The organism is Streptomyces sp. NBC_00250 (assembly GCF_036192275.1).
Taxonomy (GTDB): domain Bacteria; phylum Actinomycetota; class Actinomycetes; order Streptomycetales; family Streptomycetaceae; genus Streptomyces.
Genome location: NZ_CP108088.1, coordinates 7593044 through 7610301 on the forward strand (window position 1 = coordinate 7593044; position 17258 = coordinate 7610301).

21 protein-coding genes are annotated in these 17258 nt (G+C 72.3%); 11 read left to right on the top strand and 10 right to left on the bottom strand.

Annotated features, from left to right (window positions below; translation table 11 throughout):
- Positions 1–53: 53 nt before the first annotated feature.
- A complete protein-coding gene (locus OG259_RS34440; RefSeq protein ID WP_328945788.1) occupies positions 54–512 on the bottom strand; it encodes a group II truncated hemoglobin in 459 nt (152 codons plus the stop codon).
- Positions 513–708: 196 nt separating this feature from the next.
- Here OG259_RS34440 and OG259_RS34445 point away from each other — a divergent pair, with 196 nt between their 5' ends.
- The 7 genes from OG259_RS34445 (at position 709) to OG259_RS34475 (ending at position 6821) form a co-directional block, all read left to right on the top strand.
- On the top strand, positions 709–1554 hold the full coding sequence (locus tag OG259_RS34445; protein WP_328945789.1) for a HipA family kinase: 846 nt from the start codon (positions 709–711) through the stop codon (positions 1552–1554).
- Positions 1551–1934: a DUF3037 domain-containing protein gene (locus OG259_RS34450; RefSeq protein ID WP_328945790.1), complete on the top strand. Its 384-nt coding sequence runs from the start codon at positions 1551–1553 to the stop codon at positions 1932–1934. The genes OG259_RS34445 and OG259_RS34450 overlap by 4 nt, the downstream gene beginning before the upstream one ends.
- A 206-nt stretch (positions 1935–2140) precedes the next feature.
- A complete protein-coding gene (gene fabG / locus OG259_RS34455) occupies positions 2141–2902 on the top strand; it encodes a 3-oxoacyl-ACP reductase FabG (RefSeq protein ID WP_328945791.1) in 762 nt (253 codons plus the stop codon).
- 29 nt (positions 2903–2931) lie between these two features.
- Positions 2932–3699 carry an SDR family oxidoreductase gene (locus OG259_RS34460; RefSeq protein ID WP_328945792.1) on the top strand — a complete coding sequence of 256 codons (768 nt, stop codon included), beginning with the start codon at positions 2932–2934 and terminating at the stop codon, positions 3697–3699.
- Between the two features lie 148 nt (positions 3700–3847).
- A complete protein-coding gene (locus OG259_RS34465; RefSeq protein WP_328945793.1) occupies positions 3848–5425 on the top strand; it encodes an ABC transporter substrate-binding protein in 1578 nt (525 codons plus the stop codon).
- Positions 5426–5593: 168 nt separating this feature from the next.
- A complete protein-coding gene (gene ung / locus OG259_RS34470) occupies positions 5594–6277 on the top strand; it encodes a uracil-DNA glycosylase (RefSeq protein WP_266902910.1) in 684 nt (227 codons plus the stop codon).
- Positions 6278–6347: 70 nt separating this feature from the next.
- Positions 6348–6821 carry a hypothetical protein gene (locus OG259_RS34475; protein WP_328945794.1) on the top strand — a complete coding sequence of 158 codons (474 nt, stop codon included), beginning with the start codon at positions 6348–6350 and terminating at the stop codon, positions 6819–6821.
- A gap of 86 nt (positions 6822–6907) precedes the next feature.
- Here the strand turns inward: OG259_RS34475 and OG259_RS34480 are convergent, their stop codons facing one another.
- The 3 genes from OG259_RS34480 to OG259_RS34490 form a co-directional block, all read right to left on the bottom strand.
- Positions 6908–7390 carry a hypothetical protein gene (locus tag OG259_RS34480; protein WP_328945795.1) on the bottom strand — a complete coding sequence of 161 codons (483 nt, stop codon included), beginning with the start codon at positions 7388–7390 and terminating at the stop codon, positions 6908–6910.
- 267 nt (positions 7391–7657) lie between these two features.
- Positions 7658–8185 carry a DinB family protein gene (locus OG259_RS34485; RefSeq protein ID WP_328945796.1) on the bottom strand — a complete coding sequence of 176 codons (528 nt, stop codon included), beginning with the start codon at positions 8183–8185 and terminating at the stop codon, positions 7658–7660.
- Positions 8186–8232: 47 nt separating this feature from the next.
- Positions 8233–8868 carry a TetR/AcrR family transcriptional regulator gene (locus OG259_RS34490; RefSeq protein ID WP_328945797.1) on the bottom strand — a complete coding sequence of 212 codons (636 nt, stop codon included), beginning with the start codon at positions 8866–8868 and terminating at the stop codon, positions 8233–8235.
- Positions 8869–8969: 101 nt separating this feature from the next.
- Between OG259_RS34490 and OG259_RS34495 the strand changes: the two genes are divergently transcribed.
- Together OG259_RS34495 and OG259_RS34500 are read left to right on the top strand one after the other, a co-directional pair.
- Complete coding sequence (locus tag OG259_RS34495; protein ID WP_328945798.1) at positions 8970–10157, top strand: FAD-dependent monooxygenase; 1188 nt, start codon at positions 8970–8972, stop codon at positions 10155–10157.
- A gap of 59 nt (positions 10158–10216) precedes the next feature.
- Positions 10217–11122 (top strand): Gfo/Idh/MocA family protein, encoded by a 906-nt coding sequence (locus OG259_RS34500; protein ID WP_328945799.1) that lies wholly within the window; start codon positions 10217–10219, stop codon positions 11120–11122.
- Here the strand turns inward: OG259_RS34500 and lnt are convergent.
- Positions 11046–12767, bottom strand: coding sequence for an apolipoprotein N-acyltransferase (gene lnt, locus OG259_RS34505; RefSeq protein ID WP_328945800.1), 1722 nt, complete (start codon positions 12765–12767; stop codon positions 11046–11048). The genes OG259_RS34500 and lnt overlap by 77 nt on opposite strands.
- Positions 12768–12835: 68 nt before the next feature.
- Entirely contained in the window at positions 12836–13282 is a 447-nt protein-coding gene (locus OG259_RS34510) for a nuclear transport factor 2 family protein (RefSeq protein ID WP_328945801.1), read from the bottom strand.
- An 81-nt stretch (positions 13283–13363) separates the two neighbouring features.
- On the opposite strand from OG259_RS34510, the gene OG259_RS34515 reads away from it, so the two are divergent.
- Positions 13364–13957, top strand: coding sequence for a flavin reductase family protein (locus tag OG259_RS34515; RefSeq protein WP_328945802.1), 594 nt, complete (start codon positions 13364–13366; stop codon positions 13955–13957).
- 24 nt (positions 13958–13981) lie between these two features.
- On the opposite strand, the gene OG259_RS34520 is transcribed toward OG259_RS34515, so the two are convergent.
- From OG259_RS34520 to OG259_RS34535, 4 genes are all read right to left on the bottom strand, one after another.
- Positions 13982–14137: a hypothetical protein gene (locus OG259_RS34520; RefSeq protein ID WP_328945803.1), complete on the bottom strand. Its 156-nt coding sequence runs from the start codon at positions 14135–14137 to the stop codon at positions 13982–13984.
- Between the two features lie 207 nt (positions 14138–14344).
- Positions 14345–14512, bottom strand: a complete 168-nt coding sequence (locus OG259_RS34525) for a hypothetical protein (protein WP_328945804.1) — start codon at positions 14510–14512, stop codon at positions 14345–14347.
- 8 nt (positions 14513–14520) lie between these two features.
- The gene (locus OG259_RS34530; RefSeq protein WP_328945805.1) at positions 14521–15393 is read right to left on the bottom strand and encodes an undecaprenyl-diphosphate phosphatase; all 873 of its coding nucleotides are present in this window, start codon (positions 15391–15393) and stop codon (positions 14521–14523) included.
- Positions 15394–15474: 81 nt separating this feature from the next.
- On the bottom strand, positions 15475–15945 hold the full coding sequence (locus OG259_RS34535; RefSeq protein ID WP_328945806.1) for a winged helix-turn-helix transcriptional regulator: 471 nt from the start codon (positions 15943–15945) through the stop codon (positions 15475–15477).
- 136 nt (positions 15946–16081) lie between these two features.
- On the opposite strand from OG259_RS34535, the gene OG259_RS34540 reads away from it, so the two are divergent.
- The gene (locus OG259_RS34540) at positions 16082–17251 is read left to right on the top strand and encodes a thiolase family protein (protein WP_328945807.1); all 1170 of its coding nucleotides are present in this window, start codon (positions 16082–16084) and stop codon (positions 17249–17251) included.
- Positions 17252–17258: the final 7 nt, after the last annotated feature.

Here is a 17258-nt window from a genome sequence, read left to right on the forward strand (position 1 = left end):
GAGAGCCCCGCCCGGCCCGCGGCGTCCGGTACGACCTGGGAGGTGCCCGGCGGTCAGGCGAGGCCGTCCCAGCCCCAGCGCGGTGTGGGGCCCGGCTCGCCGAGGTCCGTGCCGGGTGCCGAGGCCGAGACGTCCTTGGCGATCCGCGTGCCCCAGTCGAAGTACTCCACCACCCGGCGGCGCAGCAGGGCGTCGTCCGGCAGTTCCTTCTCCACGGCCGCCGTCATCAACTCCATCCAGCGCAGCCGCTGTTCCTCCGTGATGCCGAGTCCGAGGTGGGCGCGGAGCAGGGCCTGGTGGCCGCCGAGCTCCGCCGTGAACTCGGCGGGTCCCGAGAACACCTCCGCCAGCCACACGGCGACGTGCTCCACGTGGGCGGCGGTGAAGTCGGCGAAGACGGGGGCGAGGAGGGGGTCGGCCAGGACCCCCTCGTAGAACGTCTCGGAGAGCCGGCGCAGCGCGTCGGCGCCGCCCATGGCCTCGTACAGAGTGTTCGTGTGCTCGGCGGTCATGGCGCGCCTCCGGGATCCGGGATGTGGTCTCCCAGCTTTCACACAACACGGCCCGGATCCAAGGATGTTCGCTCTCGGCGGGGCGAGGAGTCGCAGGCGTCCGCCGCTCGTACCGCGGGCGCCGGCCGACACCGTGCGGGCGCACGCCTGGTTCCTGTCCGGCAGATCGGGGCCGGACAGGCCCTAGCCTGGGCGGATGCTTACAGAAGTGACAGCGACCCGCTATGTCACCCCCTTGCGTGAGGGCGGCTCGCTCCCCGGGATCGTCGAGGCCGACGACCTCGGTACCTACGTCATGAAGTTCACCGGCGCCGGACAGGGCCGCAAGACCCTGGTCGCCGAGGTCATCTGCGGGCAGCTCGCCCGCAGGCTCGGTCTGCGGGTGCCGGAGCTCGTCTCCATCCAGCTCGACCCGGTCATCGGGCTCTCCGAGCCCGACCAGGAGGTGCAGGAGCTGCTCAAGGCGAGCGGCGGGCTCAACCTGGGCATGGACTTCCTGCCCGGTTCGCTGGGCTTCGACCCGCTGGCCTACGAGGTGGACCCGGCGGAGGCCGGCAAGGTCGTCTGGTTCGACGCGGTCATCAACAACGTCGACCGTTCCTGGCGGAACCCGAACATGCTCGTCTGGCACGGCGACCTGTGGCTCATCGACCACGGCGCCACCATGATCTGGCACCACAACTGGCCGGGCGCCCAGGCCTCCGCGGCCAAGCCGTACGACGCCTCCGACCACGCGCTCGCCCCCTACGCGCCGGACGTCGCCACCGCGGCGGCCGAGCTGGCGCCGCTCGTCACCCGCGAGCTGCTCGACGAGGTCGCCGCCGACGTGCCCGACGAGTGGCTCGTCGACGAGCCCGGCTTCGGCAGCACGGACGAGGTGCGGGCCGCCTACGTCGCGGCGCTGCTGCCGCGCGCCGCCACCATCCACGAGCGGATCACGCTCGGCCCGCGGACCGAGAGCCGGCCGCAGCAGCCGCCGGGCTGGCTCGCCGAGCGCCTCGCGCCCCGGACGCACTCCACCGAGAAGGACAGCACCCCGTGACCGACCGCGATGTCTTCGAGTACGCGCTGCTGCGCGTGGTGCCGCGGGTCGAGCGCGGCGAGTGCTTCAACGCGGGCGTGGTCGTCTACTGCCGCGCCCGGTCCTACGTGGCCGCCCGTACGTACCTGGACGAGGCGAAGCTGTCGGTGCTCGATCCGGCGGCCGACGTGACCGGTGTCAGGGCCGCGCTGCGCGCGGTCGAGGGGGTCTGTCTGGGGGGTGACGCGGCCGGTCAGGCCGCGGGTGACGACGCCGGGCGGCGCTTCCGCTGGCTGATCGCGCCGCGTTCCACGGTCGTCCAGCCGGGGCCGGTCCACACGGGACTCACCGCCGACCCGGAGGCCGAGGTGGAGCGGCTGCTGGACCTCCTCGTGCGCTGAGCGGGCCCGCCCGCCCGGCTGCCCGTCTCCGCGTCCGGCGACGGGGAGTGACCGGGTGCACCCGGTGGGCCGTTGACACCGGGTGCCAGGGCTTCTAGCGTCTCGTTCTGCGGACGATACTAAGCGGTCGCTCATGTGCGGGACGCAGGAGCGGGTGACCGGTTCGACCGCGACCAGGGACGATCCAAGGGCGAGGAGAACCAAGCATGTCCACCACCGAGCAGCGCGTAGCCGTCGTCACGGGTGCCGCACGGGGTATCGGGGCCGCCACGGCGCTCCGCCTCGCGGCCGAGGGCCGCGCCGTCGCCGTACTCGACCTCGACGAGGCGGCCTGCAAGGACACCGTCGAGAAGATCACCGCCGCGGGTGGCACCGCCCTCGCGGTCGGCTGCGACGTCTCCGACAGCGCCCAGGTGGAGGCCGCCGTCGCGCGGGTCGCCGCCGAGCTCGGCGCGCCGACGATCCTCGTCAACAACGCGGGTGTGCTCCGCGACAACCTGCTCTTCAAGATGTCCGAGTCCGACTGGGACCTCGTCATGAACGTGCACCTCAAGGGTGCCTTCCTGATGGCGAAGGCCTGCCAGAAGCACATGGTGGACGCGGGCTTCGGCCGGATCGTCTCGCTCTCCTCCTCCTCGGCGCTCGGCAACCGCGGCCAGGCCAACTACTCCGCCGTGAAGGCCGGTCTCCAGGGCCTCACCAAGACCCTCGCCAAGGAGCTCGGCAAGTTCGGCATCACCGCCAACGCCGTCGCCCCGGGCTTCATCGTCACCGAGATGACCGCGCAGACCGCCGAGCGCGTCGGCATGGGCTTCGAGGAGTTCCAGGCGGCCGCCGCGTCCGTGATCCCGGTGCAGCGCGTCGGCCGCCCCGAGGACGTCGCCAACGCCATCGCCTTCTTCGCGGGCGACGACGCCGGCTTCGTCTCCGGCCAGGTCATGTACGTGGCCGGCGGCCCGCTCAACTGACGACCGGCACCGAGAGGAGCAAGGCACACATGACCGCACAGGCACGGCCGGAACTGTCCGGCAAGGTCGCCCTCGTCACCGGCGCGAGCCGGGGCATCGGCTACGGCATCGCCGAGGCGCTCGTCGCCCGCGGCGACCGGGTCGTCATCACCGGACGCGGCGAGGAGGCCCTCAAGGAGGCCGTCGAGCGCCTCGGCGCCGACCGGGCGATCGGGGTCCCCGGCAAGGCCCACGACGAGGCCCACCAGGCCACCGCCGTGGAGGCGGCGATGGACGGCTTCGGCCGGGTGGACTTCCTGATCAACAACGCCGGTACGAACCCGGTCTTCGGCCCCATCGCCGACCTGGACCTCGGGGTGGCCCGCAAGGTCTTCGAGACCAACGTGGTCTCCGCGCTCGGCTTCGCCCAGCGGACCTGGCACGCCTGGCAGAAGGAGCACGGCGGGGCGATCGTGAACATCGCCTCGGTCGCCGGCGTCTCCGCCTCGCCGTTCATCGGCGCATACGGAATCAGCAAGGCCGCGATGATCAACCTGACCATTCAGCTGGCCCATGAATTCGCCCCGCTCGTGCGGGTCAACGCGATCGCCCCGGCGGTCGTGAAGACGAAATTCGCGCAGGCGTTGTACGAGGGCCGGGAGGCGGAGGCAGCCGCCGCCTACCCGCTCGGCCGGCTCGGCGAGCCCGAGGACATCGGCGGCGCGGCCGCCTTCCTCACCTCCTCCCAGTCGGAGTGGATCACCGGCCAGACGCTCGTCGTCGACGGTGGGATTTTCCTGAACGCCGGAGTCGGGTGACCGATAACCGGACACTTTCCGGATTTCGTGTCCGGATTGACCCCGGTTATACGTCGAATGCCTTAAGTGCCCCGTCAGGCTCGAAGATTGACCTGACGGGGTGCTGCGGTATCGTCGGCCGACCCGTGGCTGAACGAGGAGCGTGCACGTGTTCAACCGGACCAGTCTGCAGGCCGCTGCAGCCCTTGTGTCCATATCCCTGGTATCCGGATGCAGTGTCTTCTCGGACAGTGATTCCGCCGGGGATCAGAGAATCGTCGTCGGTACGACGAGCTCTCCCACCACGCTTGACCCGGCTGCCGCCTGGGACAACTCCTGGGAGCTCTTCCGGAATGTCTTCCAGACCCTGGTGAGTTTCCCTACGGGCAGCACGATCCCGGATTCGGATGCCGCGGACTGCAAGTTCTCGGACACGTCGAGCCGCGTCTTCGAGTGCAAGCTCGTGGAGGGCCTGACCTTCTCCAACGGGCACAAGCTGGACGCCAAGGCCGTGCAGTACTCGATCGAGCGCATCCGCACGATCAACCACAAGGGCGGCCCCAACGGCATGCTCGGCTCGCTCGACAAGATCGAGACCGTCGGCGACCGGACCGTCGTCTTCCGGCTCAACAAGTCGGACGCCACCTTCCCGTTCGTCCTCGCCACGCCGGCGATGTCGCTCGTGGACCCGGCCGAGTACCCGGCCGACCAGCTCCGCAAGGACGGCAAGCTCACCGGCTCGGGGCCGTACGTCCTCGACTCGTACACCGAGCGCGACAAGGCCGAGCTGACCAAGAACCCCACGTACAAGGGCTTCGCCGACCGTAAGAACGGCGGCGTCACCATCCGGTACTTCGACGAGTCCGACGCGATGGTCGCCGCGCTCAAGGAGAAGGAGATCGACGCCACCTACCGCGGCCTCACCGCCGAGGAGGTCGTCGAGCTCCAGGACGACAAGCCCGAGAACAAGGGCCTTCAGATCGTCGAGTCGACCGGCGCCGACATCCGCTACCTGGTCTTCAACACCCAGGACCCCTCGGTCTCCAAGCTCCCCGTCCGTCAGGCCATCGCCCAGGTCGTCGACCGCGACGAACTGGTCAACAAGGTCTACCAGGGCACGGCCGAGCCCCTGTACTCGATGGTGCCCAAGGGCATCGCGGCTCACACCACCAAGTTCTTCGACCGCTACGGCGACCCGAGCGCCAAGAAGGCGAAGAAGATCCTCCGCGACGCCGGCATCACCGAGCCCGTCGCGCTGACCTTCTGGTACACGACGGACCGGTACGGCTCCTCGACGGCCGCCGAGTTCAAGGAACTCAAGCGTCAGCTGGAGGAGTCCGGCCTCTTCGAGGTCACCATCCAGGGCAAGCCCTGGAAGGAGTTCCAGGAGGGCTACCACAAGGGCGAGTACCCGGTCTTCGGTCGCGGCTGGTTCCCCGACTTCCCGGACCCGGACAACTTCGTGGCGCCGTTCATCGGCAAGGAGAACGTCCTCGGTACGCCCTACGTGAGCCCCAGGATCACCGGCGAACTGCTCCCGAAGTCCCGTCGCGAGAGCGACCGCGGGACCGTCACGGACGAGTTCGTGGAGGCCCAGGAGATCATGGTCCAGGACGTCCGGCTGCTGCCGCTGTGGCAGGGCAAGCTGTACATCGCGGCCCGTGACGACATCGGCGGCGGCGAGCGCGCGCTCGACCCGCAGACGGTCATGCAGGTCTGGGAGCTGTACCGCAGGGCCAGCTGGTAGCAGGACCCGCGGTACACGCAGGACAGGCAGGGCAGGCACGACACGCAGGACCGGCAGGACTCGCAAGGACTCCGGAGTCGGCCGGCGCGGGACCGCGGGGGCCACTGTCAGTGGCCCCCGGTAGGTTCTTGGACGTAGATCAGGAACGTCCACCGGAGGTTGTTGACCGTGACCGACACCAGCATGCTGCCCGAGTCCTGGCGGGGTGTTCTCGGCGAGGAGCTGCAGAAGCCGTACTTCGCGCAGCTCACCGAGTTCGTCGAGGAGGAGCGCGCCAAGGGACCGGTCTTCCCCCCGAAGGACGAGGTGTTCGCCGCCCTCGACGCCACCCCGTACGACAAGGTGAAGGTCCTGATCCTCGGTCAGGACCCCTACCACGGCGAGGGGCAGGGCCACGGCCTCTGCTTCTCCGTCCGGCCCGGGGTGAAGACCCCGCCCTCCCTGCGGAACATCTACAAGGAGATGCAGGCCGAGCTCGGCCACCCGATCCCGGACAACGGCTATCTGATGCCGTGGGCCGAGCAGGGCGTCCTGCTGCTCAACGCCGTGCTGACCGTCCGCTCCGGCGAGGCGAACTCGCACAAGGGCAAGGGCTGGGAGAAGTTCACCGACGCGGTCATCACCGCCGTCGCCTCGCGGCCCGACCCCGCCGTCTTCGTCCTCTGGGGCAACTACGCGCAGAAGAAGCTGCCGCTCATCGACGAGGAGCGGCACGTGGTGGTGAAGGGCGCCCACCCGTCGCCGCTGTCGGCGAAGAAGTTCTTCGGATCGCAGCCCTTCACCCAGATCGACGCGGCCGTCGCGGCCCAGGGACACGAGCCGATCGACTGGCGCATCCCGGACCTCGGCTGAGCCTCGGCCCGATCGGGGCCGTGTACGGCTAGCGTCGGCTCTCCCAGTGGGTGAGCGGGTGGAGGTCGCGGTGACCGAGCAGCAGCAGGTGTCGGACGACGGGGTCATGACCAGGATCGGGCAGGCCATGATGCTGCTCCACGGCGGCGACCGCGAGGAGGCCCGCAATCGCTTCGGTCTCCTCTGGCAGCAGATCGGCCCCGACGGGGACCCGCTGCATCGGTGCACCCTCGCGCACTACATGGCGGACGCCCAGGACGACCCCGACACCGAGCTGGCCTGGGACCTGCGGGCCCTGAGTGCGGCCGAGGGCCTGGCGGAGGAGCGGCTCGCCGAGCACGGCTCGGCGGTCGCCCTCCGCGCGCTGTACCCCTCGCTCCACCTCAACCTGGCCGCCGACTACGTCAAGCTCCAGCGGCCCGACGCCGCCCGGGTCCATCTGGACCGGGCGCGCGCCGCGTCGGACCACCTCGACGACGACGGCTACGGAAACGGGGTCCGGGCCGCGATCGAGCGCCTTGAGCTGCGTCTTCGGGGGCTGTGAGGCGGCAGGGACGGGGCGGCGAGGGGGCGCGGCGGGCCGTGTGGCCCGCGGCGGGCGCCGCCTCCGCCGGGCTCGGCTGCCGTGCCTCAGCGGCCGTACGTGCCGTGGCAGATCCTCGACTGGTCGCTGCCCGGCGCCCAGCCGCCGTACCGCTCGCCGAGGTCGCAGACGTCCGCCCGGGAGACCGGCGGGGTTTTCGGCAGATCGGAGAGCTCGGGCAGTCCGGGGAGCGCCGGGCGGGCCGCCGGGTGCGGACGCTCACGCTGCCGCGGCACGGCCTCCTGGCGCGGCGCCTCCGCCCGGGGCGGGGCCGCTGCCCGCCGGCGCGCCTCGGACGTGGGCGCCGCGCGGGGCCTGGCGGACGGCGGGGGAGCGGGGAGCGCCGCTTCGAGAGCCTCCCGGGCCGGTCCCTCGACGATCTGCGGGGCCACGTCCTGGGCGGGGCGTACCGTCTCCGCGGCGGGCGCGGGGGCGGGTGCCGTCGGCGGGGCGTCCACCGAGACGCAGCCCGCGAGGGCGGCCACGGCCGCCCCGACCAGGATCTTCGCTGTGGTTCGGGTTCCATGCACCCGCGCAACTCTGCTGGTCCGGTGGTGATCTTCGCGCCCCTACCGGCGGGGAATGCCCCACACGGGTGAGCCGCGACGGGACCGGCCTTGACCCGGTGGCGGGGCCGTACCGGCCGCGGCGCTCGCGCTGGGACTGGCCGTGGCGACGGTACGGCGGGCCCGGTGGTGGGTCATCGGTCGGCCACCGGTCTGCCACCGGTCGATCAGTGGACGGTCACCGGGCGGTCGGCGCGTGGTCCGTCCTCGGCCCCGAGCGGCCGCTCCCGCTCAGTCGCCGGTCGCGCCGTCGATCCGCTCCCGGATGAGGTCCGCGTGCCCGTTGTGGCGTGCGTACTCCTCGATCATGTGGAGGTAGATCCAGCGGAGGTTGAAGGGCTCCCCGCTGCGATGCCTGCCCGTCGCCAGGTCGTCGAGACCGTGCCCGGCGGCCAGGACGCGCGCGTGGGCGATCTGCGCCTGCCAGGTGGCGTACGCCTCCTCGTAGGTGTCCTCGTCGGTGATGTGGAGGTCCCGGTCGAGGTCCTCCTCGGTCGAGTAGACCCGGCCCGCCTTCTCGCCGGCCAGGACGTTGCGGAACCAGCCGTTCTCGACCTCGGCCATGTGGCGGACGAGGCCCAGCAGGGTGAGGTCCGAGGGCGGGGCGGAAGGGGTGCGCAGCTGGGCGTCGTCGAGCCCCTCGCACTTCATCGCGAGGGTCGCGCGATGGAAGTCGAGCCACTGCTCCAGCGCTTCGCGTTCGCCCGAGGTGGTGGACGGGTCGACGCGCGGGACGGATTCGATGCGTTCGGTGGTCATGCGCGGCATCGTTCCCCATGGCCATCGGCCACGCCACCTTTTTCCCGTCACGTGTCCCGGGCGGTTCGGTCCCCGAGCATGCCCCGCAGCAACTCGTCGAAGCCGGTGCGCAGTTCCGTTCGGCTCGGTACGGCCGCGTGGAAGGAGCCGGCGGCGCAGGAGAACATCAGCCCTTCGCTCCAGGCGATGAGGGAGAGCGCGTGCCGCTCGGGCTCCGGTGAGCCGGCGGCCGACATCATCGCGACCAGCGGGCCGTGGAAGACGGAGCCGGCGGAGTCGAAGAAGGCGCGTAGTTCGGGCCGGCGGGTGGCCTCCAGGGCGAGTTCGTAGCGGGAGACGAGCAGCGCGCGGTGGTCGGTGAGGTACCGGTGCAGGGCGAGGGAGAGCGCGTCCACGAGGGCGTCCAGCGGCGCGTCGCCGTCGCCCGGCATCTCGTCCGGGGTCAGGACCCGGGACTCCAGCTCCACCTGGCGGCGTACGGCCGTCTCCAGGAGGGCCTGGCGGGTGCGGGCGTGGTTCGACGTCGACCCCTGGGGCAGTCCCGCCCGCTCGTCCACCGCGCGGTGGGTCAGGCCCCGCATGCCGCGCTCCACGAGGAGGTCGAGGGCGGCGTCCCCGATCCGCTCGGCGCGCGGCGCGGGGCCTTCCTGGGGGGAGGGGGAGGCGGCGGTGGATGTGGTCATGGGGACAACCTACTACCGAGCCGACTACACCTGTAGTACGGTCATTCCATCAGACGCACTACACCTGTAGTTTCCTGATCCGAGGGATCCGAGGAGCAGTCATGGAACAGCACCGTGCCGTCGTCGTCGGAGCCGGCATCGGCGGACTCACCGCCGCCGTGGCCCTCCACCGCAGCGGACGGCAGGTCACCGTCCTGGAGCGCGCCGCCGACCTCGCCCCCGTCGGCGCCGGGATCGGCCTCGCCCCCAACGCCCAGCGCGCCCTGGACGTCATCGGCCTCGGCGACCGCGTCCGCGCCCTCGCCGCCTGGCAGGGCGACGGCGGCATGCGCGCACCCGACGGCCGCTGGCTCGCCCGCACGAACGCCAAGGCCGCCGCCGCGCGCTTCGGCGGGCCGCTCGTCCTCCTCCACCGGGCCACCCTCGTCGAGATCCTCACCTCCGCCCTTCCCGAAGGGACCGTCCGCACCGGAGCGGCCGCCACGCTCGTCGACCCCGGCGACCACCACCGCCCCGCCCGGCTCGCCACCCCCGCGGGCGAGATCGAAGCCGAACTCGTCGTCGCCGCCGACGGCATCCGTTCCGCGACGAGGCACACCCTCTTCCCCGGGCACCCCGGTCCGCGGTACGCCGGCTGCACCACCTGGCGGGTCGTCGTCCCCGCCCCCGAGCGGCCGTTCGCACCGCACGAGACCTGGGGCGCCGGACGCCTGTGGGGCAGCCAGCCCCTCAAGGACGGCCGGATCTACGCCTACGCGATGGCCGCCGCACCCGCCGGCGGCAGGGCGCCCGACGACGAGAAGGCCGAACTCCTGCGCCTCTTCGGCGACTGGCACCACCCCGTCCCCGAGATCCTCGTCGCCGTCGACCCCGCCCGGATCCTCCGCCACGACGTCCACCACCTGCCCGACCCGCTGCCGGCCTTCCACCGGGGCCGGGTCGCCCTCCTCGGCGACGCCGCGCACGCGATGATGCCGAGCCTCGGCCAGGGCGGGAACCAGGCCATCGAGGACGCCGTCGTCCTCGCCCACCACGCCGGCCCCGCGCCCGACTTCGACCCGGGCCGCGCGCTCGCCGCGTACACCGCCGACCGCCTTCCCCGTACCACCGCCATCGTCCGCAAGGCCGCCCGCACCGGAGCCGTCACCCTGCTCTCGGCCCGCCCCGCCGTCGCCCTGCGCTCGACGCTGGTCAGTGCCGTCTCCCGCTTCGGCCCGGGCCTCGTCCTGCGCGGCTTCGACGGCATCGCGGACTGGAGGCCGCCGGTGGCCCCGGCCGGGCCCGCGTAAGCTGACCAGCGCGAACGGCCCACCCGTACAGGGCCGGTGGACACGACAAGGGAGACCCCGTGAAGGTTGGCTGCATCGGACTCGGCGACATCGCGCAGAAGGCGTACCTTCCGGTCCTCGCCACCCTCCCCGGGGTCGAACTCCACCTCCAGACCCGCACCCGGTCGACCCTCGACCGGGTCGCCGACACCCTCCACCTGCCCGCCGCGCAGCGCCACGGCGACCTCGACTCGCTGCTCGCCGCCGGACTCGACGCGGCCTTCGTCCACGCGCCGACCGCCGCCCACGCCGAGATCGCCGGCCGCCTCCTCGATGCGGGCGTCCCGACGTACGTCGACAAGCCCCTCGCGTACGAGTACGCCGACTGCGAGCGGATCGTGGAAACGGCCGAGAAGCGCTCGGTCAGCCTCGCCGTCGGCTTCAACCGGCGCCTCGCCCCCAGCTACGCCCAGTGCGTCGAGCACCCGCGCGAGCTGATCCTCCTCCAGAAGAACCGCGTCGGCCTGCCCGAGGACCCGCGCACCCTCGTGTTCGACGACTTCATCCACGTCGTCGACACCCTGCGGTTCCTGCTCCCCGGCGACGTCGAGCACGTCGACGTGCGCGCCCGGATCCGCGAAGGGCTCATGCACCACGTCGTGCTCCAGCTCTCCGGCGACGGCTTCACCGCCATCGGCATGATGAACCGGATGAACGGGTCCACCGAGGAGATCCTCGAAGTCTCGGGGCAGGACACCAAGCGCCAGGTCCTCAACCTCTCCGACGTCGTCGACCACAAGGGCCAGCCGACCCTGCGGAAGCGCGGCGACTGGGTGCCGGTGGCCCGCCAGCGCGGGATCGAGCAGGCCGTACTGGCCTTCCTCGACGCCGTACGCGACGGGCGGGTGCTCAGCGCGCGCGACGCCCTGCTGACCCACGAGCTGTGTGAGCGCGTCGTACGCGAGGCGCTGACCCAGGCCTCCTGAGCGCGCCCGCGCCCTCGGCGGCGCACACCGCGCCCACCACGGCGAGCGCCCCGTACAACGGCCAGTCGCCCCACCGGACGTACCCGGTCGTCGAAGAGGACAGCGGCAGCTCCCGGACGGCGACGGCGCTCGCGTCCGTGCCGAGCACGGGCCCGATCCGGCGCCCGTCGGGGCCGTACGCCGCGCTGACCCCGGTGAGCGTCGCGTGGACGACGGGGCGCCCGGTCTCCGCCGCCCGCAGTGCCGCGAGGGACGCGTGCTGGGCGGGCGCCCAGCTCTCCTGGAAGGTGCTGGTCGACGACTGGACGACCAGCAGCCCGGCACCGTCCCGGACCAGGTGCCGGCTCATGTCGGGGAAGGCGGACTCGAAGCAGATCAGCGGGCCGATCCGCAGGGCCGGGGCGGTGGCGTCGCCCGTGTCGGGCAGTGTCATCACGACCGGTGCGGTGCCCCGCCGACGGTCCTCGTCGGCGGCCTTGCCGAACGACGTCACCCAGCCCAGGACGCCGCGCGCCGGCACGTACTCGCCGAACGGCACGAGCCGCATCTTGTCGTAACGCTCGCCCGTGAGGCCCTCGGGACCGACCAGGACGGCGCTCTTGAAGATGCCCGGGCGGTCGGCCCGGCGGGCGTCCACATTGACCAGGAGCGGCGCGTCGACCGTCCGCGACAGGGCGGTGAGCCGGGCGGCGAGGTCGGGAAGGCCCGCCGGATCGGCCCCCACCCCGCTCTCTCCCCAGACCACCAGGTCGACGTGCTGCCCGACGAGCGAGCGGGTCAGTTCCTCGGCACGGTCGAACCGCCGCTCCGCCCCGTCGGGACCGTCGAAGACCCCGGGCTGTACGAGGGCCACCCGCACCGTTCCGTTCACGCCCGGCGCCCCGACCCCCCAAGCGACCGTGCCCGCCACCAGCGCGCAGGCCGCGATCCCCGCCACCCCGACCGTACGTGCCCCCGGCGTGGCCACGAGCAGGGTCACCGCCGTGTTCGCCGCCACCACGAGCAGCGTCACCAGCCAGACCCCGCCCACCGAGGCGAGCCGCAGCGCCGCCGGAACCTCCCACTGGCTGGCCCCGAGCAGCCCCCACGGGCCGCCGAGGCCCTCCCAGGAACGGACCAACTCGATCAGCAGCCAGCCGGACGGCACCGCGAGCAGGGCGACGCCGGCCCGCAGCGCCGACGGCGCACCACCGAGCAGGAACCGTACGAGCCATCCCCACGGCAGCCACAGCAGGCCGAGCAGCGCCGCGATCGGCAGGAGGAAGACGTGCAGGCTGGGCAGCAGCCAGTGATGGACGGCGAGCACGAAACCGATCCCGCCCACCCAGCCGTCCAGGGCGGCGCGCCGCGCGCTCGGAGCCGTACGGATGAGGAGGAGCCAGGGGACGAGAGCCAGGTACGCCCACCACCAGAGTCCGGGGGCGGGAAAGGCGAGGGCGGGCAGCGCGCCGCAGACGAGGGCGAGGAGGGAGCGGCCGAGGGCACGCCGCCGGGCGGGCCCACGGGCCGCCCGGCCGGGGCCGTGCTCCGGGGGCCGGTCCGCCCCGTCCTGGTCCGGGGTCCGGCCCCCGCCCTGGTCCGGGGGCTGGTCCGGGGACCGGTCCCCGTCCTGGTCCCGCTCCCGGTGCACGAACGGAATTCGCATGGCATGCCTCCGCCCTTGCCTTCAGTGTCGGGTGTGACCGGGATCGGCGCGGCTCGGGCGGGCGCCGCTCAGTTGTGTCGGCGCCACCGTTCGTCGACGACGACCGAGCTCAGCCGCCAGCCGTCGGCGGTCCGCAGCGCCCCGAACGCGTAGCGCCCCCCGCAGACGAAGTCCTCGCCGGACGTGAACCGCATCGGGTTGACGTAGTCGGCGCGGATGTCCGCCGCGTCCCCGGTCTGCGGGTAGCCGGCGGGCTCACGGAAGACGACCCGCCGGTTCACGATGAGGTGCTGGCGTACGGGAAAGAGCGTCATCGCCTCGGCGAGCCAGTCGGCCACCTCGGCCGCCGGGCCCTCGACGCCGCCCGAGCCCCGGTAGTCGGCCCGGCCCTCCGGGGCGAACAGCTCCCGGTAGGCGGTCCAGTCGGCGTCGTCCACGGCCGCCGCGTACCCGGTGATCAGGTCGTCGACGGCGAGTCGGTCCATCACGGTCGCGAGGTCCACGCGCTGCGTCATCGGATCAGTGTCGGGCAGGCCGAGCCAGGGGCCAAGGGGCGTGCGCGCGGTGACTTCCCGTACCCGGTCATACTGTCCGGCATGCGCGTGAACATCGATCCCGAACTGAGCGACCGCACCTCCTTCTACCGGCTGCTCACCGCCACCGTCGTGCCCCGGCCGATCGCGTGGGTCTCCACGTCCTCGGCCGACGGGACGGACAACCTGGCCCCCCACTCCTTCTTCACCATCGCCTCGGTCACGCCGCCGGTCGTGCAGTTCACGTCGGTCGGCCGCAAGGACTCGCTGCGGAACGTGGAGGAGACGGGGGAGTTCGTGGTCAACCTCGCCCCCGAGGGGCTCTTCGAGCAGATCAACGCGACGGCGACGGACTTCCCGCGCGGGGTCAGCGAGTTCGACGCCTGTGGCGTCGAGCGCGAGCCGAGCCTGCGGGTGAAGCCGCCGCGCGTGGCCGGGTCGCCGGTGGCGCTCGAGTGCGAGCTGCACAGCACGCTGCGGATCGGCGACTCGACGGTCGTCTTCGGCCGGGTCGTGCACGCGGCGGTCGACGAGTCGGTCATGCTCGACGGCCACCCCGAGATGGCGCTGATGCGCCCGCTGACCAGGCTCGGCAAGAACGAGTGGGGCACCCTGGGCGGCATCAGGGAGATCGCCCGCGTGCCCTACCAGGGCTGAGCGACCGAAGTCCGGGCCGAGACCTCAGGAGCGAGCCGGGCCAGGGGTGAGGTGCGCGCGGGCCGTCGCCGAGACCTCGGCGGCGAGCGGCCCGAGGGCGGGCTCACGCCGGACGTACGCCTCGGCGAGTCGGGCGATCTGCGGGACCAGGTCGCCCGCGGCGGCCGGTGGGGACGCCACCTCGCCACGGGCCTCCTCGCCACCGACCTCCGGGTCACCGGTCTCCCGGCCGCAGGCCTCCCCGCCGCCGGTCTCCCCGCCGCCGGTCTCCCCGCCGCCGGTCTCCCGGCCGCCGGTCTCCCCGATCCGGGCGAAGCCGCGTGCGAGCAGTGCCCGGGCCTGCTCCGGCCGGGCCCGGGCATCGGCGAACCCCTCGTCGGGGACGAGTCATTCGACGTCGATGTCGCTGTACGCGTCGGCCGTCCCGGCGGCGAGCGAACCGAGCAGCCGGGTCCGGGAGCCGGTCCGGGCGCCCTCCAGGGCGTCCCGCACGTCCGCCGCGAGCACGTCCCGCTCCCGCGTCGCGAGGCCTTCGCGTGCCGACGCGCCGGTCACGGGGACCGTCAGCTCCCGGACTCGCCCGCGTGCGGGCTCAGGACGTCCGTGCCGACCAGGACGAAGAGCAGGATGCCGAGCAGGATCCGGTAGATCACGAAGGGCATGAAGCTCTTGGTGGTGATGAACTTCATGAACCAGGCGATCACCGCGTAACCGACGGCGAAGGCGATGATCGTGGCGAAGATCGTCGGGCCCCAGGAGACGTGCCCCTCGCCCGCGTCCTTCAGCTCGTACGCGCCCGAGGCGAGCACCGCCGGGATCGCGAGGAGGAAGGAGTAGCGCGCCGCCGCCTCGCGGGTGTAGCCCATGAGGAGACCGCCGGAGATCGTCGCGCCCGAGCGCGAGACGCCCGGGATCAGGGCCATCGCCTGGCAGACGCCGAAGATCAGGCCGTCCTTCACGCTGAGGTCCTTGAGCGACTTGCGCTCGCGGATCGCCCGGTGGCGGCCGCCGATCTCGTCGCGGGCGGCGAGCCGGTCCGCGACGCCGAGGACGATGCCCATGACGATCAGGGTGGTGGCGATGAGCCGCAGGTCGCGGAAGGGGCCCTCGATCTGGTCCTTGAGCGTGATGCCGAGGACACCGATCGGGATGGAGCCGACGATCACCAGCCAGCCCATCTGGGCGTCGTGGTCGGAGCGCATCGCCTTGTCGGTGAGGGAGCGGAACCAGGCCGTGACGATCCGCGCGATGTCCTTGCGGAAGTAGATCAGGACCGCGGTCTCCGTGCCGATCTGGGTGATCGCGGTGAAGGCCGCGCCCGGATCCTCCCAGCCGGCGAAGGCCGCGGTGAGACGGAGGTGTGCGCTGGAGGAGATGGGAAGGAACTCCGTCAGCCCCTGGACGAGTCCGAGGATGAACGATTCGAACCAACTCATGGGGCTAGGGCCGTCCCGTTATGTACGTGTGCGGTCAGAAGGTCGTGCGCAGCGTACCGTCCCAAAGTGACGGGCCCGTGATCAGGCCTCCGGAGGGCCCGCCGGGCCCGCTGTCGTCCAGCCGGGCGCCCTGACATGGGCGCTGAGGCTCTCCCGGTCGGCCTCGTCCCCGCAGTGGGCGCACACGACGCGGGGGCTGAGGATCTCGCCGCACCGGTGCTCCAGGACGATCGGCCGGTCGTCGGCGTTGAGGTGGCGGTCGCCCCAGGCCATCAGGGTCACCAGGACCGGCTGGAGCTCCTCGCCGGCGGCCGTGGCCCGGTACTCGAAGCGCTGCGGGCGTTCGCTGTACTGCACCTTCTCCAGGATTCCCGCCTCCACGAGCCGCCTGAGGCGGGTGGTGAGGATGTCGCGGGGGGCGCCGGTGTTGCGCGCGATCCGGTCGAAGCGGCGCACACCGAGGGAGACCTCGCGGAGCACGAGCAGCGAGTACTTCTCCCCGACGAGCGCGAGGGTGTCGGCGATCGAGCAGGGGCGGGGGGCGGCCTTCATGGGGTCAAGAGTAGGGCAGCGCGAGCGGGGTGGGTTTGGAAAACCAACTCACCCTCTCTCATGGGTTTGAAAAGCAAACTCACTGGGCTATGTTACCGATGAGTGTTGGTCCACTTATCCAACTCAGGAGCCTGCCATGCGCGACGCCGTCATCGTCGAAGCCGTCCGGACCCCGATAGGAAAGGGCAAGCCGGGCGGAGCCCTGTCCCATGTCCACCCCGTCGCCCTGCTCTCCCACACCCTGCGCGCCCTGATCGAACGCAGCGGCATCGACCCGGCCCTCGTCGACGACGTGATCGGCGGCACCGTCGACCAGGTCGGCGAGCAGGCCATGAACACCACCCGCTACGCCTGGCTCGGTGCCGGATTCCCCGAGTCCGTCCCCGCCACCACCGTCGACCGGCAGTGCGGCTCCTCCCAGCAGGCCGTCCACTTCGCCGCCCAGGGTGTGCTCTCCGGGGCGTACGACATCGCCGTCGCCTGCGGAGTCGAGTCCATGAGCCGGGTGCCCATGTGGTCCAACGTGCCGCCCGGCGCCGACCCCTTCGGCCCCGGGGTCGCCGAGCGCTACCCCGAGGGCCTCGTCCCGCAGGGCATCAGCGCCGAACTCATCGCCGCGAAGTGGTCGATCGGCCGCGAGGCCATGGACGCGTTCGCCACCGCCTCGCACACCAAGGCGGCCCGCGCCTGGGCGGCCGGCCTCTTCGACGCCGAGGTCGCGCCGTACGGGGACGTCCGCCGCGACGAGTCGGTGCGCCCCACGACCACCCCCGAGATCCTCGCCGGACTGCGGCCCTCCTTCGAGGACCCCGGCTTCGCCGACCGCTTCCCGCAGATCGACTGGTCCGTCACCGCCGGGAACAGCAGCCCGATCAACGACGGCGCCTCCGCCGTCCTCGTCATGGCCGCCGACACCGCCCGCAGCCTCGGCCTGCGTCCCCTCGCCCGGCTGCACGGCTTCGCCGTCACCGGCTCCGACCCGCTGCTCATGCTCACCGGCGTCCTCCCCGCCACGGAGAAGGTGCTGAGGAGGTCGGGCCTCTCCCTCGCCGACATCGACCTCTTCGAGATCAACGAGGCCTTCGCGAGCGTCGTCCTCGCCTGGCAGCAGGAGACCGGCGCGGACCCGGCCAAGGTCAACGTCCACGGCGGCGCGATCGCCCTCGGCCACCCCCTCGGCGCCAGCGGCACCCGCCTCACCACGACACTCGTCCACGCGCTACGGGCCAGGGGAGCGCGCTACGGACTCCAGGCGATGTGCGAGGCGGGCGGCCTGGCCAACGCGATGATCGTCGAGGCCCTCTGACCCCGGC

Excerpts from the sequence above, each read along its gene's own strand:
- lnt (WP_328945800.1), bottom strand. The coding sequence starts at position 12,767 with ATGCGAATTCCGTTCGTGCACCGGGAGCGGGACCAGGACGGGGACCGG.
- OG259_RS34510 (WP_328945801.1), bottom strand. The coding sequence starts at position 13,282 with ATGACGCAGCGCGTGGACCTCGCGACCGTGATGGACCGACTCGCCGTC.
- OG259_RS34540 (WP_328945807.1), top strand. The coding sequence starts at position 16,082 with ATGCGCGACGCCGTCATCGTCGAAGCCGTCCGGACCCCGATAGGAAAG.
- OG259_RS34495 (WP_328945798.1), top strand. The coding sequence starts at position 8,970 with ATGGAACAGCACCGTGCCGTCGTCGTCGGAGCCGGCATCGGCGGACTC.
- OG259_RS34530 (WP_328945805.1), bottom strand. The coding sequence starts at position 15,393 with ATGAGTTGGTTCGAATCGTTCATCCTCGGACTCGTCCAGGGGCTGACG.
- OG259_RS34535 (WP_328945806.1), bottom strand. The coding sequence starts at position 15,945 with ATGAAGGCCGCCCCCCGCCCCTGCTCGATCGCCGACACCCTCGCGCTC.
- OG259_RS34440 (WP_328945788.1), bottom strand. The coding sequence starts at position 512 with ATGACCGCCGAGCACACGAACACTCTGTACGAGGCCATGGGCGGCGCC.
- fabG (WP_328945791.1), top strand. The coding sequence starts at position 2,141 with ATGTCCACCACCGAGCAGCGCGTAGCCGTCGTCACGGGTGCCGCACGG.
- OG259_RS34460 (WP_328945792.1), top strand. The coding sequence starts at position 2,932 with ATGACCGCACAGGCACGGCCGGAACTGTCCGGCAAGGTCGCCCTCGTC.
- OG259_RS34485 (WP_328945796.1), bottom strand. The coding sequence starts at position 8,185 with ATGACCACCGAACGCATCGAATCCGTCCCGCGCGTCGACCCGTCCACC.
- OG259_RS34490 (WP_328945797.1), bottom strand. The coding sequence starts at position 8,868 with ATGACCACATCCACCGCCGCCTCCCCCTCCCCCCAGGAAGGCCCCGCG.
- OG259_RS34445 (WP_328945789.1), top strand. The coding sequence starts at position 709 with ATGCTTACAGAAGTGACAGCGACCCGCTATGTCACCCCCTTGCGTGAG.
- OG259_RS34515 (WP_328945802.1), top strand. The coding sequence starts at position 13,364 with ATGCGCGTGAACATCGATCCCGAACTGAGCGACCGCACCTCCTTCTAC.